Origin of the sequence: uncultured Hymenobacter sp., assembly GCF_964242765.1 — a bacterium.
GTDB lineage: Bacteria > Bacteroidota > Bacteroidia > Cytophagales > Hymenobacteraceae > Hymenobacter.
The window spans coordinates 86517-103121 of sequence record NZ_CAXTBM010000014.1 but is presented as its reverse complement, the minus strand read 5'-3'; the positions used below and the strand labels follow the sequence as shown (position 1 = coordinate 103121).

The following is a 16605-nucleotide window of genomic DNA, read 5'->3' as shown; positions in this document are numbered from 1 at the left end:
CAGCCGAAGCATCTCGCGTGCTGGTGTAGTGGTGCTAGATGAGTTTACCACACGAGCGAGATGCTTCGGCTGCGCTCAGCATGACGTTTTTTTTAATCTCATTCTAGTCATGGCGTAACTATGAAATGGTAGGTGCCTGACCCAACTTGGACGCGGGTTTTGCCTTTGTCGAATCCTAAGCTGGTCAGTTCTTTGTGCTGATGGAGTTGCTGGCCGCTTTCCGTGATGGTGGACGACGCCGTGGCCGGCAAATGGATGGTGGCGGTGGTATTGGCCGGAATAGTCACCTTCAACTCGAAGCTGGTACCCGTCTTTTTCCACTCGTTGGCAATCAGTCCGTAAGGCGAATGGTGGCTTGCTTTGGCGGACGTCACGTCGCCGACTGGTTCTGGCCGGATGTCGATTTTGTTGAACGCCACCGCATCTTCGGCCGGCCGAATGCCCGCCAGCCCGCCGTAGAACCACTCCATCAGATGCCCCAGCATGAAGTGGTTGTTGGATACTGAGGGCAGCGCCGCCCACGATTCGGTGAGGGCGGTGGCGCCTTTGGCTAGTTGGTAGCCGTAGCCGGGCACATCGGCGCGGTTATTCATCTCGAAAATAACGTCGGAGCGGCCTTCGTCGTCGAGCACTTTCAGCAGGTAACGGTAGCCAATGTCACCGGCCGTCAGGCTGTTGTTGCGGCTTCTGATGTCTAACACAATGTTTTCCACCACGGCAGCTTTGTCAGCGGATTCTGCCAAGCCCATGTATACTGCCATGGCGTTGGCCGCTTGGCTGCCGGTGGCGTACTGCTTGGTGTCTTTGTTGAAGAACTTCGCGTTGAAAGCAGCCCGTACTTCGGCAGCTAGCTGCTTGTAGCCAGCGGCATCTTCGGGTTTACCTAGTAGCCGCGCAATGTTGGCCAGAATGGTGAGGTCGTAGTAGTAGGTGGCCGTGCCGGTTACGCCCATTGGAGTTTGCTGCGATACGCCAGGCGGCTTGGGGCCCAGGTCGTACCAGTCGCCGAGGCCTTGGCTCAGGATGTGGTTTTGAGCTTTGGTGCCGAGGTAGGCTATGTAGCGCTGCATCATGGGATAGCTCGCGCGCAGTACCTGCTCATCGCCGTACCACTGGTACACGTACCAGGGCAGAATAATGCTGCTGCTGCCCCACTCCGGCGAGTCGCGGAACATGTCGCCGCCCCACTCAAACTTCACGTACTCGGGCGCAATTTCCGGAATCAGTCCCTCCGGCGTCTGCGACACCCGCAGGTCTTCGATAACCTTGCGGCAGAGCGAGGCAATGTCGTAGTTGTAGCGCACCGACGAGCCCATGAGGTGGGTTTCTTCCTGCCACCCCAGTTTTTCGCGGTGCGGGCAATCCGTGAATACGCTGGCCATATTGCTCTTGATAGACCAGTCAATCAGGGAGTTGGTACGATTAAACAAGTCGTTGGAGCAGCTGAACTCACCTACCCGAGGTGCCGCGTTGCGCGTGTGCAAGGCGGTTAGGGCCAACACCACGGGCCGGTTGTTGGGATTTGCTTCTCCCTTGGGCACGCCGCATTCCACCTGCGCGTAGCGGAAGCCGTAGTAGCTGAAGCGCGGCCGCCAGATTTCCACGCCTTTGCCTTTCAGCACGTAGGTGAAATAGTAAGGGCCGCCGCTGTTCTTTTGCGTTACGGCGTTGTCGTCTTTCAGCAATTCGGCAGGCAGAATCCGCACCGTGTCACCGGCTTGGCCTTGCACTTGCAGCTCTATGATGCCTGAGGCATTCTGGCCGAAGTCGTACACCCACTTGTTGGCGGGTAGCGGCGTGATTTTCTGAGTTGCAAACGTTTCGTGTACTTTCAGCGGCTCGGCCATTTGCGAGGCTAGCTCGGGCGGCCCGCTTACTTGCAGGGCCGGTTTCCAGGCCTGGGCGTTGAAGCGCGGCGTGTCCCAGCCGGGCTGCTCTAGCGTGGCGTTGTAGTCCTCGCCCCCGTAAATGCTGCTGAAGGTTATGGGGCCAGTTGACGTTTTCCAGGTGGCGTTGCTCAGTACATTATCGGTGCTGCCGTCCTGGTAGTCGAGCACCACGCGGCACAGCATTTTCGGGTAGCCGAAGGCGGTTTTGAGCTTGCGGAACCTGCCCTTTACCGGGGGCACGTAGTAGAAGCCGTTGCCTAGCATCACACCCACGGTATTGGTTCCTTTGCGGAGTTGCTCGGTTGCGTCGAATGTGACGTACTGGGCGTGCTTGTCGTACTTGGTCCAAGCGGGGTCCAGGAAATGGTTGCCCACTTTCTGCCCGTTCAGGTGCAGCTCAAACTGCCCGAGGCCACAGATAAAAACCGTGGCGCGTTGCAGTTTCTTTTGAACCGTGAAATCTTTGCGCAGCAGCGGCAGCACGTTGTTGCCGACCAACACGTCTTTCTTGCCGTCGGTCGGCAGTACGTTGACGTGTTCATCGGGTAGTTTCTCGTACGCAATCCACTGGGCGCCCTGCCAGTCGGCGGCAGTCAGCAAACCCATCTGCCACCGCGCCGGCCCCGACCAAGTCGAAGCCCGTTGCGCCTGGTCCCAGACCATCACCTTCCAGTAATAGGTTTTGGTGGCCTTGAGCGGAGCGCCAGCGTAGGTAACCTGAATGGAGGCGTTAGACGTTACTTTCTGCGAGTCCCAAATGTTGCCAACGTTGTTGCGGAGTTGCTTTTCGTTGTCGGCTACTAGCAGTCGGTAGGCGGTTTGCTTGGTTGCGCGCTGGTCGGAAGTCAACTCCCAGCTAAAAATGGGGGCGGAGCGCTGCACACCGCAAGGGTTGGGCTGGTACTCACACTTCAAGTTGCTGACGGCCAACTGCTGCGCCGAAACCCAGGAGCAAAGGAACACGAAAACCAGAAGCACGCATACCGTGCGGGAGATAAAGCACCAGCATGTTGAAAAAGATTGCTGCATTACTTTTTCGGTTGCTGAACAAAAGTCATTGGGCGGGTAGTGGCAGTCGCAGGCGTTCTGTTTCGGTTCCTATGCCAAGTCTTTGAAAGGCTGTTCAAGCCAACTTCGGCAGACGTAACGGAGGTATGTACAAATTTAAATTCTCTGTTGCTGCGCCTGTACTGGCCTTTAGCATCTTGTTGTAGGATGTTAGCAGAGATACTCCAGCTTAGCCGTCTTACCTGCCTAACATCTTACAGAGAGGCTAGCGCAAGGCTGGCAGGACACCGGCCGCAAACCAAACCACCGGATGAGATACCGCAGCGCGCAGTACTTCATCCGGTGGCCGGACCTTTGCAGTGAATCAAAACAAAGCAGGACAAGCTACGCTTCGCCCCGCCTGGCTTATTGTATTACGCGCAACTCGTATTGCGGCTCCTCATCAGGAGAACCTGCTATGCGGAAGGCTCCTACGCGGCTCGGCCCGTAGCCCAGGTTTACTTTCACCCATTCGTCGTGGGCGGGCAGCATGCCAATGATTTCGCGGCGCAGCAGAACCAGGTCGTCGCGGAGGTTCTCTAGCTGATGCTGTACTTCGTCGGGGTGCTGATCGTAGCTGCCAGTAGGGGGGCGCTGCTCGAATCCGTTGGCCGATGTTGTTTCTTGGGCGTTGGTCGCGGATAGATTGGCCGCTTCAATTTTCGCTCTTTCCAGCTCTTTTTCGGCGGCCAGGTAGGAGGCTATTTTGTCTTCGAGGGGTTGCAGAGCCGGATCAAGGTAATTCAGGTTGCTGGACATAGGGAGCGAGAAGAAATAGTGGAGTCTGAAACCCACAACGCAGCCCGGCCGTGGAAGGATGCGTACTAGGGCAGTGAAATGGGGAGGTTGTGGGGCAATGAACTTATGCAAAGACGCTAGCAGAACGTCGAACTCACCCCTCTATCACCTCCCTGGTTCGTTACTTCGCTGCCACCCAAATTCATCACTGCCTAACTTGCAGCGCGACTTTAGTTGTCGCTTTTTTGATTTACACTGGTTTATGTCCACTTCCCAAACTTCGGCGCCCGATCCGCTGGGTCACGCCCTACTCGATTACCAACAGGGCCAACAGGATGCTACGCTTACGGTTTTCAGCAACGTAGCCGAGGAAGAGCCGCTGCCGGCCAGCTATTTTTTTCGCAGTTTGTGGGAGATGCCCGAACTGGAACGCCAAGCCCTGGAAGAATGCCGGGGTCGGGTGCTCGACTTGGGGGGCGGGGCCGGCTGCCACGCCCTGGAATTGCAAAGCCGGGGTTTCGATGTGAAATCCGTGGATGTATCGGAAGGGGCCGTGCGGGTGATGCAGGCCCGCGGGGTGCGCGAAGTAGCGCGCCACAATATTTTCGAGCTAACGCATGAGTCGGGCAAGTACGATACGCTGCTCATGCTCATGAACGGCCTGGGGCTGGTCGGTACCCTCGACGGCCTCAAACGGTTTCTGGAGTACGCGCCGACGTTGTTAGCGCCCGGCGGCCAGATTTTGGCTACCTCTTCCGATATCAGCTACCTCTACGAAGACGAGGACGGCGCCCTCGTATTCGACCTGAATGGCCCGTACTACGGCGAAGTGGAATACACGATGAACTACGGCGACCAGACGGGCCATCAATTCAACTGGCTGTTTGCCGACGCCAGCCTCGTGCAGGATTATGCTCAGGAAGCCGGCTACGAGGTGGAATTTCTGGGCGAGGACGAGCAGCAACAGTACCTTGTGCGCCTCACTTACCAGGGCTGATTATCGATGCCCGGCGCTTGCTTGGGCATTGCTGGTTCGTGCCTGTTTTCTGCAAAGGCTTCGGTCAGTAAAGACCATATTCTGAAGAAGAAAAGCCTCTTGTGCTTATAGCCTATACTGCGCTGAGAACAACTAGCTCCTGTCAAGGAGCCTTCAATCAACCACACGACAACCAACACTCAACCTTATGTCTTACGAAAAGACGTTCACGGTACGCTGGGCCGACTTGGACCCCAACAAGCACATGCGCCACTCGGCCTACACCGATTATGCCGCCCAAGTACGCCTTGAGTATCTAGCGGATCAAGGCTTCTCGATGGAGAAGTTCACTCAGTTGAACATTGGCCCCATTTTGTTTCGGGAGGACACCCGCTTCCTGAAAGAAATTGGCATGAGCGAAACGATTCGGGTGACGGCCGAGCTAGCGGGCATCAGTGCCGACGGCTCCCGGTGGCGCATCATCCATACCATCTACAAAGCCGATGGGCGCGAAGCCGCCACCGTAACCGTAGACGGCGCCTGGCTTGATTTGAACTTGCGCAAACTAACCGTGCCGTCCACTGAACTCATGGACGCCTTCACCGACTTCCCCCGCCACACCAGCTACGCCGACATCGTGCGGGAGCGGAAAGAATAAAACAACAACGGCTGAGGGCAACGAAGTAGGTGGTTTTACGAGCAACTTACTTTGTTGCTTTCTGCACCGCTCTGGAAATTCGCTCGACTTGGCGCTGGTGATGCAGGATGTGGTCGAGCATGAAGTCCAGGGTTTGGTAGATGGTAAGCATGCCGGAGCGCGGATGCTTGAAAATGGCGTGACTCAGCAGCTTATCGGGGTATTCGCTGAGAATCTGCTCTAGATGGCGACGCACCGCGTCCCACTCCTGCCGGAGCTGAGACAGGGGCGGGACTTGATCTGGAGTAAGCTCCTTGAGCCTGGCCGGGGCCTTGAACTTGAAACCCGGCACGCGCAGCAGTACGCGCAACAACAGCGACTTTAGGTGGTGGCTTAGCCCAGCTTTCTGCAACTCTGCGCTACTACGCAGCTTTTTATCGATGTATTGATTGATGCCGGTTTCGGATACCAACAAATGATGCACCACCTGCGCCGCCGACCATTGGCCCGGGGCGGGAACCTGATGCGCCTGCTCCCCAAGTGCTTCGGCAGCCTCAAAGAGCTGATTGGTGGCGTGTTCCAACTGCTCGAAACGAAGATGCAAACGGTGGTTCATGAGGGGAGGGTGGAAGTGGCGTAGCTTTAAACAAAAGGTACGCAAAATAGCTGCTGCCAGCCGAGCTTGCGTGCCGGAGCTCCTGGATTTAGGGTGTCGTATCCTTTCATACTTATTCAAACGCCTTCCACTGTTGCGCACTCCGGAATTCACACGCCAGGCAGGTAATGCCAAAGCACTAGCCGGCAAACGCCCAGCTAACGCGCTTGTGTTGAGTGCTTTCGAGCAGCCGTGGCCGGTGGCGGTGCGGGTAGTGGTGGTCGTGGCGCTGTATGGCGGTTACTTTCTGCTGGGTGGTGGCTTACAAGGCGAGCGAATGCCTTACGATGCGGGCCACTATTGGGAGCTAGCTGTAGGCTTTCAGGGCCAGCATCACTCGTTTTCGTTGCTGAATTTCCAGGACCCCACCCGTGGGTATTTAACTGCTCTCGTTCAGTTTCCGGCGCTAATCGTGCGTTATCTGACCAATTGCACCATGCCCACGGCAGCCAAAGTATCGGGCACGGGCTGGGCGGCATTCCTTTTCGCTTTCCTGATTCCTGAGCTATGGCAAAGCCTTGCAGGCCAGCGCGTGAGGGGCGGCCGCTGGTTGATATTGGTGCTTCTCGGCTTTGGGTTTTGGCGTGACCATTTTAGTTTCACGGCCTCCGATGTACCCGCATTGGCGCTGCTGCTGCTGGCGCTCTGGGCCGTCAGCCGCTTACAGGTAGGCTGGTGGCTGGTGGCCGGGTTAAGCTTGGCCGCCGCAACTAATTGCCGCCCTATGTACCTGGCAGCGGTGCCGGCGGCCTTGTTGCTAGCTGCCTGGTGGAGTCGGCGGCACACCCGCTCTTGGCTGCGCTGGTTGGCGTTGCTACTAGGTGCCGCCGTGGCAATGGGGCCGCAAGTGGCCATCAACCGCCTGCATTTCAAGAGCAATAGCCCATTGGTTGCAGCCCAGGTATCCAGCGTTCAGCACGTGCCGCTTTACCTCAAACAGCTCACCTGGGGTACCCGCGTACTGCGCTACGATACCGATCTGCGCCAGCGCCTGATCTACGCCGATTCGGCAGGTTTGGCAGTGCTACGCCGCGAAGGAATACCTGAATACACCTCCTACCGGCAGTTTTTCGGTGTCGTCGCGAGACACCCCCTCGACTATAGTTGGCGCTACGTCCGGCACTTCTTCAACGGGCTAGATGTGTTGCAGCCCTCGCTTTATTTGCTGCGCGATTATGGCTCGGAGCGGCCGTGGCTGCAACTGCTCAACTACAGCACACTAGGTCTGGGACTGGGCGTATGGCTGTCGGCTCCGCTTGGGCGTTGGTTCCGGCGGCCTCGGGCTTGGGCGCTTCTAGCCTTACTCTTGCCCTGCCTTATTGCCGTCCCGATGGCCATGGAAGGCCGCTTTTTACTGCCGCTTCACTTACTGCTGCTCACAATTACCTCCTTCCTGTTCAAGCCACAGCGCGTCAAGCATTGGCTGCAAGGCCAGCCACTACGCGCGCTTGTTCTGGTGCTGGTGGTAGCCTTATGGCTCGGAGGATGTTTTTGGCTGTCGTCATCTACCACTCGTACCCTGGTGCCGGATCGGGGCAAATCGTTGGTTGACGATTGAGGCCGCAACACGGGAAATTCGCAGCTTAACAGGCTCTGTTGGGCCAGAATCCGAAGGAGAAGTAGAGCGGGGGTGTCCGTTCCCTTTATTTGCTACTTCAACTGGCTCGTCGCTTTTGAAACCCAATTTGTCTTTGTTACACGCTGCTTCTCCCCCAACTGCCGGGCACTCGTTTCGTGCTTACCGGTTTCAAGTGCTGATAATTTTGATTGTCTATCTGGTCTACCTGCCTTTTTCAGGATATGCCCGAATGTATTATGATGCTATAGACTACTGGTTTATCTCCATCTATTTCCATCACAAAGGGACTGTTTCCTTCCTGAACTATCATAATAGTTTGCGGGGCTATCTGTTTCCCCTGTTGCTGTTTCCTTTCCGAGTAATCCAATTTTACACGGACGTGCCGCCCATAGTATTTGGGCGGGTGCTAGGGGCCGTGTCGGCGGCATTGGGCTTTGGCTGGTTGGCGCCCGCACTTTGGCAAGTGGTGCAAGGCAAGGCCGAAGTGCTGCACTGGCCCCGGCGGCTAGCGTTTGCAGCACTGGGCTTCGCGTTCTGGCGCGACTACTTCAACTTTACGCTCTCCGATTTTCCGGCTCTTTGGCTGTTAGGTCTAGGCTTGCTATTCCTGCACCGACCCCAGAAGCTAAGTTGGGTTGTGGCCGCCGGAGCATGCATGGCGGCGGCCTACAATATTCGCCCGAGCTACAGCATTGCGGCCCCGTTTTTTCTGGCAATCCAATTGCTGGCCCCCTCTGTTAATTTCCAACGACGTCTAATGGGCTTAGCGGCACTGATGCTGGGGGCAGCACTAATAATGGCTCCGCAGTGGGCAATCAACCGCCATCAGTTCGGGCAGAATACTCCTGTAGTGCTGTCGTATATCAAAGCGCTGAAAACCAACAACCTCTACCGCGAGAAGATGAAGTGGGGCCTGCTGCACCAGAAACTCGAAACCACACTCGACCGCAGCTACCCCGACCAGATGATGGTTTTCCGCGACGTAGCTGGCGAGGAATTAGTGCGCAATGAGCATATCACATGGTTGGATTCTTACGCCGATTATTTCCAACTGGTGATGCGCCATCCGCTCACCTTCACCGGCATATATGCCCGCCGCCTCTTCAACGGCCTCGATATCCAGTACCCTACGCCCTATATCCGCAACATTTATGTGTCGACCCTGGGGCTAGCTTGGCTGAACTACACTGTATGGTTCGGGGCCGGCCTGATGCTTTTGCGCACTAAGGTTCGCACTTGGTCTGTACGCCAATGGCTGGTGCTGGCGGCGCTGCTGGTGCCATGCCTGCCTATGCTGCCCATGAGCATGGAGTGCCGCTTTCTGTTGCCTCTGCATCTGTTGCTTTGTGCAATGGTATGCTTTGGCTGGCCGTCCTCTTGGCGTTCCGCAGCAGTTGGCCGGGGCAAACTACTGGCCGTAAGTGCCGCCTATGTGGTGTTTGTCGCGCTGTGCTTTTATGCTTCCGCCGCCGCGCAAGCTTCTTTGGAATTTGGCGCTAGGTCGCTGTGGTAGAAGGTACCGCAAGATTGCCAAATCTTAAAGCCGATTCATGAAAAAGCCCCGCTGGCAGATGCCAGCGGGGCTTTTACTGTTCCTAAAGCTCGTGATTTAAGCTTTCTGATACGTTACTTCCTTCACCGCCTGTACCGTGCGCGCTACGTTAGGCAGTGAAGCTTCGATGAGGGTCGGCGCGTAGGGCAGGGGCACGTCCATGCAGGTTACGCGAACTACGGGGGCGTCCATGTAGTCGAAGGCGCGGCGCTGCACGATGTAGGCCAGCTCGGAGCTGATGCTAGCCAGCGGCCAAGCTTCTTCTACCACCACCATACGGTTGGTTTTCTTCACCGAGGCTATCAGCGTATCGTAGTCGATAGGGCGTACGGAACGCAGGTCGATTACTTCGGCTTCGATGCCGTCCTTGGCTAGCTCGTCGGCGGCAGCCAGGGCTATTTTCATCATCTTGCCGAAGCTCACCAGCGTAACTGATTTGCCTTCCCGTACCACATTGGCTTTGCCGATTTCCAGCAAGTATTCTTCTTCGGGCACCTCGCCCTTGTCGCCGTACATTTGCTCCGACTCCATGAAAATCACTGGATCTGGGTCCCGAATGGCGCTTTTCAGCAAACCTTTGGCATCGTAAGGGTTCGAGGGAACCACCACTTTCAGGCCGGGAGTGTTGGCGAACCAGTTCTCGAAGTTCTGCGAGTGCTGCGAGGAAAGCATACCGGCGCTGCCCGTTGGGCCACGGAACACGATGGGGCAAGAGTACTGCCCACCCGACATCGAATAAATCTTCGCTGCCGAGTTGATAACTTGGTCGATGGCCACCAAAGAGAAGTTGAAGGTCATGAACTCGATAACCGGAATCAGGCCGTTGACGGCGGCGCCTACGCCGATACCGGCAAAGCCCAACTCGGCAATCGGCGTGTCAATTACACGCTCCGGGCCGAATTCATCGAGCATGCCCTGGCTTACTTTGTAGGCCCCGTTGTACTCGGCTACTTCTTCGCCCATTAGAAACACGCGCGGGTCGCGCCGCATTTCTTCAGATAGCGCTTCACGCAGGGCTTCCCGGAATTGAATGGTCCGCATAGATGTCAGTTAGCAGAAAGTCGAAAAGTTGAAAACAACAAAAAACCGGCCCGAGCCGGCGCGTAAAGCTACGACGAGCAGCCCGGTTGGGCAAATGAGACCACTGGTTGGTATGCTTCTAGATCATTTTAAGGGCTAGTTCAACAGTATCTGCATTGAGTTTGATTGCCCAACCACTTTCAAAGTAGAATAGCAGATCATAAGTTAACTCAGCATCCTGAGTTAGACAGAAGCTGTCAAAATTGTCTCTTTCGTCTTGCGGAAGCCACCCAACTTCCGCAAGACAAGCATCATCGGGGAAAGTATACTCACTATCTCTTTCTCTGATCCGCAAAAAAGAAACACCTAAAAAAATTAGCCCAAGTGAGGAAATGGTTACGTTCTGAGCCCACTCTCCCTCAGATTTCCTCCATTCTAAAGTGGCTTTAGCAACGCTCGGTTCAAAAAGGAACTTGTCAAACGTGAAATCGTTGTGCAAGTCAGCATAGCCACCATCAGCCCATTCTAAATCAATATTTTGACCACCAATTGCGAAGTTTATAAGTTGCATAAAACTGGCAATCCTACCGCAACACCTCCAGAAACGTCTTGCTACGGGCCATGTCCATGAACTCCAGGTCCTCGACGGCGCGCTGAGCGAACTTGCGGTCTAGCTGCACAGCGCGGCGCAGGTTTTCGCCCATTTGGGCTTCGTCTTTCTGGCGAGCTGCCACTACGGCCAAGCAGTAATAGGCTAGCGGGTCGTTGGGCTTCAGTTTTAGCGCTTCTTCGTATATGTTGTGGGCGCCCGCATAATTGCTTTTCAGCATGAAAATGAGCGCCCGATTCATCGTGTTCTGGTAGCTTTTCGAGCTGTAGCTGAGGCTGCCTATGGCGTCATCGAGCTGGCCGATTTCGATTTCCAGGGCGGCCTTGTCGGCAAAAATCTTGTCCAGCACCGGCCGCGGTCCGCCGAGCTTGATGGCGTAATCGTAGTTCTGGAGGGCTTCCAGCTTGTCGCCGGCGCGGTGGTAGGCGGTGGCCACCCGGTAGAACATGGTGGCCGTAGGGTTGCGGTGGGCGGCCAGCGTGAAGTTGACGCCCGCGCGGCGCAGATAGGCCCGCTGCACTTTTTCGCTCACCTCTTTTTCGGAGCGCTGGAGCAGCACCACGGCTAAGTTGTGGTAGGCTTCCCAGCGGCCCGTGGCAGCCACCGAGGTTTCATAAATGCGCTGTTTTTCGGCCAGCAGCGGCGTGAGCGTGGCGGAGTAGCGCAGTTCCTCGGGCGTCAGCACATCCACTTCCGCCTGCTTTTCCACTATCTTTTTCGAGAGCAGATAAATCTCGGAGTCATAGCGCTTGGGGGCCGTGTATTGCACGGCCACCGTCCCGAAGCGCAACACCGGGTAGATGTATTGCTCCAGGTAATCGAAGTAGGTGAGCTTATGCAAACTCTTTTCCTTCTGGGCGTAGGTGCCGGGCGTATCGTTGACAAGCAACAGCACCGAATCAACCTGCTGCGGCTTCAGCGCCGACTGCTGCACCTTGCTCAGAAACAAGTCCCAACGACGATGGTAAGCCTCGGTTTCAAAGTCGATTTCGTTGACTTTGTTGAGGTAGGAATCGGTATCGACGCGCTTTTTGTAGTAGCGCAGCAGGGCCTGCACGCGCTTGTCGGCCAGGCGGGCGTCGCGGGTGTCAATGGAATCGGGAGAGTGGCCCGCTACTATCATCACCTTGTCGGTGTGCTGGTTGGCCTCGATGAAGTCTTCCAGCGCGGCCACGTTGGTGCCTAAGTAGTTACGGATTTCCGACTTGCCGTTGTCGAAAAAGAAAGGCAGCACGCGGGTGCCGCCCATGTTGTTTTCGGCGGTTTCGGCGAGCAAGGTAATGGCCGTGTCCTGCCGCACAACTAGTTGCCCGGTGCTCACAATCCCGCGGGCCACGCGGGTTTCCTTGCCTTTGAGTTGCTTGCCGTTGGGTTTTAGCTCGCGCACTTCGGCCTGCGCCAGTAGTTCGCCGGGGCTTTTGTTGGGGGTGTAAGGAAAGGAAACCTGCTTTCTGATAACCAGCAGATCCTTCCGAACCTCGTCGTAGGTGTACTCGCCCGACCGGAACGAGAGGCGCCCCAGCGTGTCTTCGCGCAGGCCATTGTCGTAGCGGTAGCGCAGATTCAAGTCGAAGGCGGCGCCTTTCTTTAAGTGCTTGACGGGTACTCGGGCCGTTACCTCGAAAAGCACGTTTTCACCGTTGGTTTCCAGCACAGTCGGCTGCACGCTCACTTGTTGTCCGGCTTCCGCAACCTTCAGCATCCGGGGCAACGTACAACTAGGCAGAGCGCCTGCCAGAACCACTAGCAGCGAAAATGAAATAGAAGGCAAAGAACTTCTCATAGGCAAACCAAGCGGGCGGAACTTCCGCAAGCAAACGAAAAACTAGCCGGGGAAGAGGTATATTAAACGGAATTTGCGCAGACAAGCTTGTTTCGCCTAGCGTATCTGCTTATTTTGCACTGAGTTAGCCACCGAACATAACGACCAATAGCTATGAAAAAAATTACTGACTACATCGAGAAGCAGAGCTTCGGCGTCTGCAATTCCCTCGGCAATCGGCTGGGATTTTCTTCGGGCAGCGTGCGGCTATCGTTTGTGTATGCTTCGTTTTTCACATTTGGTTCGCCCATCGTTCTGTACTTCGCCTTGGCTTTTTGGATGAATGTGCGCCGCGCCATGCGTCAGCAGCGCAGCACTGTTTGGGATTTGTAGGACCTGAGGTTTCTAGGTAAGCTTGTTGACCTGCTTCCATTGGAGGCGGGTTTTTCTTTTTCTAGCCACCGAGTCGAGTAGCAGGACACCAGCTCAAGTAGGACCGGAAAGAGCAATGTCGCTACTTAACTAAAGCACTATCCAACTCTGAAAATCGCCGCTTACCTCGGGCAAAATACGCCCACACCAAGCTGCCCTGGTACACGGCAGGCCGTTGAGAAGCCAGCAGGCGTGGAGGAAACGCGCGCCGCTGCTGTTGCCAATAGTCGCGGTTGCGGTAGAAGTCCCAATGCGCCCGGAGAATAGCGCGGGCGTCGGGGGTGGCGCCTTGCAGCAGGAAGCGCAGGGCAGCCACCCAATCCAGCACCAAGCGCGTAAGCAGCACGCCGGTTAGCTCCGGGGTAGTGGTGTTTTTGTAGATCAAAGCCAGCCCGTTGCGAAAGTTAAGGTAGGTTTTACGCGGATTCGACTTGTGCAGCGTGCCGCCCCCTACGTGGTACACCACGCTGCCGCCGTGATACCAAACCTCGCGCCCGGTGTTCCAGAGCCGCCAGCACAAATCAATTTCCTCCATGTGGGCGAAGAAAGTTGGCTCGAAGCCGTTTAGCGCGTGCCAATCCTCGGCCCTAATCATCAGGCAAGCACCGGTAGCCCACGCTACGGGGCGTGGGTCGTCGTACTGGCCTTCATCGGTTTCCAAGGTATCGAAGAGGCGGCCGCGGCAGAAAGGGTAGCCGAACCGGTCGAGGTAGCCGCCGCCTGCTCCGGCATACTCAAATAGTTGGCGCTGGGCCGGGTCGTCGCTGTGCTGACGAATTTTGGGCTGGCAAGCTGCCACGTTTGGGCGCTGCTCCAGTAAGTCGCGTTGGGGACGCAGCCAGTTGGGCGTTACTTCCACGTCGGAGTTCAGCAGCACGTAGTAGCGGAACTCGGTTTCCAACTTGGTGGTGGGTGTGGCGAGAGAAGGTTGCGGCGTGCGTAGCGCTTCAAAGGCGGTATTATAGCCCTCACAAAAGCCGAGGTTAGAAGAAAACCGGATAAGGCGGACCTGCGGAAACTCTTGTTGCAGCAGCGCCACCGAGTTGTCGGTAGAAGCGTTGTCGGCCACGATTATGCGGGCCCCATCGGAGCAGGCAAGCACCGAAGGCAAAAAACGGCACAGCCAAGCCGCGCCGTTCCAATTCAGGATAACAACCGCTACATCAGCACAGAGGGCAGGGAGGGGCACTGCCAAATCAGAGGCCAAAGCCGCCAAGGTCGAGGCCGGGGATGTTAGGAATCAGGCCGCTGGTTTTATTTTTCATTTCCTCTTTGGCTTTCTCACCGGCTTCGGTAAGTGCTTTGTTCACGGCCGCTACCACCAAGTCCGCCAGCATTTCCTTGTCGGAGAGCAATGAATCGTCGATTTCCAGCTTTACAAGGCGGTGGTGGCCGTTGGCGGTAGCCCGCACCAAGCCGCCGCCAGCTTCGCCGACGGCGGTTACAAACTGCATCTCCTGTTGGGCCTGCTGCATTTTCTCTTGCAGCTCTTTCATTTTGCCCATCATGCCCATCATATCAAACATAAGTCGTCTTTTTCAGAGTGATTGAAAGAAAGCCAAGCCTCCCACAGAACAAAGGTACGTCAGCGGCCCGCCGAGGATGTGTGCCCCGCACTATATAGGCGTATGCGGCAGGAGCACCGAATGAAAACCAGGGCGGTTTGGTGGTTTACGGTGTTGCTGAACGCGCTAACTCAGAACCGCCGCCACCGCCGCTTACTTTACTATCGTGACGGTGCCGCGCTGGACCACCGTCTGGCCGGCTTCGTCGATTGCCTCGAAGCGCCACACAAAGGCACCGGGAACCGGGGGCTGGTTACGGACGCGGCCATCCCAGGTTTGGGAAGGATTGGTGCTTTGAAATACTTGCTGGCCGTTGCGGTCCACTATCGTGAAACGGTACGTTTTCAGGAAGCGGCCTTTCACTTCCAGCACGTCATTGAGACCGTCGCCGTTGGGGGTGAAGGCCGTGGGCACGTAGGCTTCGAGGCGGCGTGTTACGCTGGCAACGTTGGAGTAACTCGGCTCGGGCAGGCCCGCCCCCGTTACTTCGAGGCGGTAGCGCACTTGCTGCGAGTTGGCGGGCGGGGCGGCATCCACGTAGGCGGTGCCCGAGCTTACGGGCAGGCTGCGCAGCACCGTGTTGTCGGGGTTGAGCACGAGCAGGCGGTAACTTAAACTCTGAGCAGCGCCAGGAGCCCCACTCAGCGCCGACCAAGTGAGGCGCACCGAGGAACCGCGGAAATCGGTAAGCTCGGCGGCCAGCACGGCGGGGCAGAAAGGGGCGCTAGCGGCGGAACGGTTAGAGCAGTCATCCACGAAGCTTACCTGAAAGCAAGGGGCCGCGCCGGGGCTGAGGCTGGTAAGTGAAGAATCGCGCAGGGTTCGGCTCGGCGTGGTAGCTAGGGTGCGGGTGCCACTGGCATACGTTAGTTGCCCGGTGGAAGGAAAGCGCGCCACGCTGGCCGTCAGGATTATGCGGTTGCGCAGGTCGAATGACGCAAATAAGCGGGGCGTGGCGGGGGGCTGGGAAGCGGTGGCTCGCACTTGCACCGCATCGGAAACCGAGGTAACGGCGCCGGCATAGCGGGCCGTGAGGCGGTAGGTGTACTGCACGCCGCACGCCACCGACGTATCGGTGTAGGCGCGGGCCGTAGGCGGGAGCGGTACGGCCATCGGCATGCCGTTGCGGGTCAATTCGTAGGAAGCGGGACTGTCAGGCAGTTGCCAGGTTAGCTCGTTCCGGCGTTCGGTGGGCGTAACTGTGAGCGTCAGGGTAGAAATCGGGCTTGAGGTACGCAACTCTTCGGTGCAGGCATCGGTGGTGCGGAGCCGGTAGCGGCCGGGCTGTGCGTTGGGCACCGTAAACGAGGTGGGGCTATTCTGTACCGCAGCAGGCAAGGGCTGATAAACGCCCGAACTGTTTTCGCGCTCTACAAGGTAGCGGTAGCCCGTGGCCAGCGGTGCCACGTCGAGCAGAGCATCGGCGCCTTGCAGGGTAATGCTTTGAATGACGAGTGCGCTAACTGGGGCAAGCTGCAAAATGGGCTTGGTTGCGGCGTTGATGCACAATGTGTTGTCGGTGTAGCGCCCCGTAACCGTAACGGAAGTAGCGCCAGCGGGTACCGGGTAGCTGACCACGGCGCCTGGCGCCGCCGAAACGGGCGCGCCAGCACCAATTTGCACCTCGTAAGTGTTGTAGGGAGTGCCGGGCAGTGTTACTTGTACCGAACCTGGTGCGCAGGCGGTTAGCGTGAAGTTGGGCACCGGGCTATCCGACACCTGAAAGACTCGGTAATAGATGGTCGGAATAGCGCCGGGCCTTGCCTGAGTATTTTCCGTTACTGTGACAGGCCCAGCTTGAGTAGGCATATAGGTTGCCGAGGCCGGTTGAAAGCCTAGGCCACATTGAGAAGGTAGTACACCGTTTCCCTGTAATACCTGGTAGGTGTAGCCTAAACTAAGGTCGCGGGTAGAGCAAGGGACGAAACGTACTGCGCGGCCCACGCAAAGCCGTTCTACTTTGGTGCCCGTTTGCGCATCCACAACCTCGAAAGTACACGCGGGAGCATTCAAAGTAACTGGGCACTGCGCCAGCATTACCTCCGGTAGCAGTAGACCGCCGCCTAGAAACAGCCAGAAAAGTAACGATTTCACAAAGAGCATGGAAAGCTGGTTTCGGTAGTAAGTAGGCGTTGGTAAATGG

Annotated in this window: 14 protein-coding genes; 5 read left to right on the top strand and 9 right to left on the bottom strand. The window is 56.9% G+C overall.

The features are described from left to right. Positions 1 to 107: 107 nt before the first annotated feature. Positions 108 to 2867, bottom strand: a complete 2760-nt coding sequence (locus tag ACFE7X_RS08330) for a family 78 glycoside hydrolase catalytic domain (RefSeq protein ID WP_375435210.1) — start codon at positions 2865 to 2867, stop codon at positions 108 to 110. A gap of 435 nt (positions 2868 to 3302) precedes the next feature. Further along, positions 3303 to 3695 (bottom strand): hypothetical protein, encoded by a 393-nt coding sequence (locus tag ACFE7X_RS08325; RefSeq protein WP_375435209.1) that lies wholly within the window; start codon positions 3693 to 3695, stop codon positions 3303 to 3305. Between the two features lie 241 nt (positions 3696 to 3936). On the opposite strand from ACFE7X_RS08325, the gene ACFE7X_RS08320 reads away from it, so the two are divergent. Both ACFE7X_RS08320 and ACFE7X_RS08315 read left to right on the top strand, forming a co-directional pair. After that, positions 3937 to 4671 (top strand): class I SAM-dependent methyltransferase, encoded by a 735-nt coding sequence (locus tag ACFE7X_RS08320; protein WP_375435208.1) that lies wholly within the window; start codon positions 3937 to 3939, stop codon positions 4669 to 4671. 187 nt (positions 4672 to 4858) lie between these two features. Continuing rightward, positions 4859 to 5308: an acyl-CoA thioesterase gene (locus ACFE7X_RS08315; protein WP_375435207.1), complete on the top strand. Its 450-nt coding sequence runs from the start codon at positions 4859 to 4861 to the stop codon at positions 5306 to 5308. Positions 5309 to 5354: 46 nt separating this feature from the next. Here ACFE7X_RS08315 and ACFE7X_RS08310 read toward each other — a convergent pair whose 3' ends face one another. Continuing rightward, positions 5355 to 5903, bottom strand: coding sequence for a DinB family protein (locus ACFE7X_RS08310; RefSeq protein ID WP_375435206.1), 549 nt, complete (start codon positions 5901 to 5903; stop codon positions 5355 to 5357). A 133-nt stretch (positions 5904 to 6036) separates the two neighbouring features. On the opposite strand from ACFE7X_RS08310, the gene ACFE7X_RS08305 reads away from it, so the two are divergent. Further along, on the top strand, positions 6037 to 7500 hold the full coding sequence (locus tag ACFE7X_RS08305; protein WP_375435205.1) for a hypothetical protein: 1464 nt from the start codon (positions 6037 to 6039) through the stop codon (positions 7498 to 7500). A 133-nt stretch (positions 7501 to 7633) separates the two neighbouring features. Beyond that, positions 7634 to 9034, top strand: a complete 1401-nt coding sequence (locus ACFE7X_RS08300; protein WP_375435204.1) for a hypothetical protein — start codon at positions 7634 to 7636, stop codon at positions 9032 to 9034. A gap of 96 nt (positions 9035 to 9130) precedes the next feature. Here the strand turns inward: ACFE7X_RS08300 and ACFE7X_RS08295 are convergent, their stop codons facing one another. The 3 genes from ACFE7X_RS08295 to ACFE7X_RS08285 all read right to left on the bottom strand — a co-directional run bounded on the left by ACFE7X_RS08295 (position 9131) and on the right by ACFE7X_RS08285 (position 12486). After that, positions 9131 to 10114 carry a pyruvate dehydrogenase complex E1 component subunit beta gene (locus tag ACFE7X_RS08295; protein WP_375435203.1) on the bottom strand — a complete coding sequence of 328 codons (984 nt, stop codon included), beginning with the start codon at positions 10112 to 10114 and terminating at the stop codon, positions 9131 to 9133. A 118-nt stretch (positions 10115 to 10232) separates the two neighbouring features. After that, positions 10233 to 10664, bottom strand: a complete 432-nt coding sequence (locus tag ACFE7X_RS08290; RefSeq protein WP_375435202.1) for a hypothetical protein — start codon at positions 10662 to 10664, stop codon at positions 10233 to 10235. A 13-nt stretch (positions 10665 to 10677) separates the two neighbouring features. Continuing rightward, a complete protein-coding gene (locus ACFE7X_RS08285) occupies positions 10678 to 12486 on the bottom strand; it encodes a tetratricopeptide repeat protein (RefSeq protein WP_375435201.1) in 1809 nt (602 codons plus the stop codon). A gap of 153 nt (positions 12487 to 12639) precedes the next feature. Here ACFE7X_RS08285 and ACFE7X_RS08280 point away from each other — a divergent pair, with 153 nt between their 5' ends. Next, the gene (locus tag ACFE7X_RS08280) at positions 12640 to 12858 is read left to right on the top strand and encodes a PspC domain-containing protein (RefSeq protein ID WP_375435200.1); all 219 of its coding nucleotides are present in this window, start codon (positions 12640 to 12642) and stop codon (positions 12856 to 12858) included. A gap of 121 nt (positions 12859 to 12979) precedes the next feature. On the opposite strand, the gene ACFE7X_RS08275 is transcribed toward ACFE7X_RS08280, so the two are convergent. The 3 genes from ACFE7X_RS08275 to ACFE7X_RS08265 all read right to left on the bottom strand — a co-directional run bounded on the left by ACFE7X_RS08275 (position 12980) and on the right by ACFE7X_RS08265 (position 16556). Continuing rightward, positions 12980 to 14086: a glycosyltransferase family 2 protein gene (locus ACFE7X_RS08275; protein ID WP_375435199.1), complete on the bottom strand. Its 1107-nt coding sequence runs from the start codon at positions 14084 to 14086 to the stop codon at positions 12980 to 12982. Positions 14087 to 14093: 7 nt separating this feature from the next. Continuing rightward, positions 14094 to 14423, bottom strand: a complete 330-nt coding sequence (locus tag ACFE7X_RS08270) for a YbaB/EbfC family nucleoid-associated protein (protein WP_375435198.1) — start codon at positions 14421 to 14423, stop codon at positions 14094 to 14096. A 192-nt stretch (positions 14424 to 14615) separates the two neighbouring features. Then, positions 14616 to 16556 (bottom strand): gliding motility-associated C-terminal domain-containing protein, encoded by a 1941-nt coding sequence (locus ACFE7X_RS08265; RefSeq protein ID WP_375435197.1) that lies wholly within the window; start codon positions 16554 to 16556, stop codon positions 14616 to 14618. Positions 16557 to 16605 lie beyond the last annotated feature (49 nt).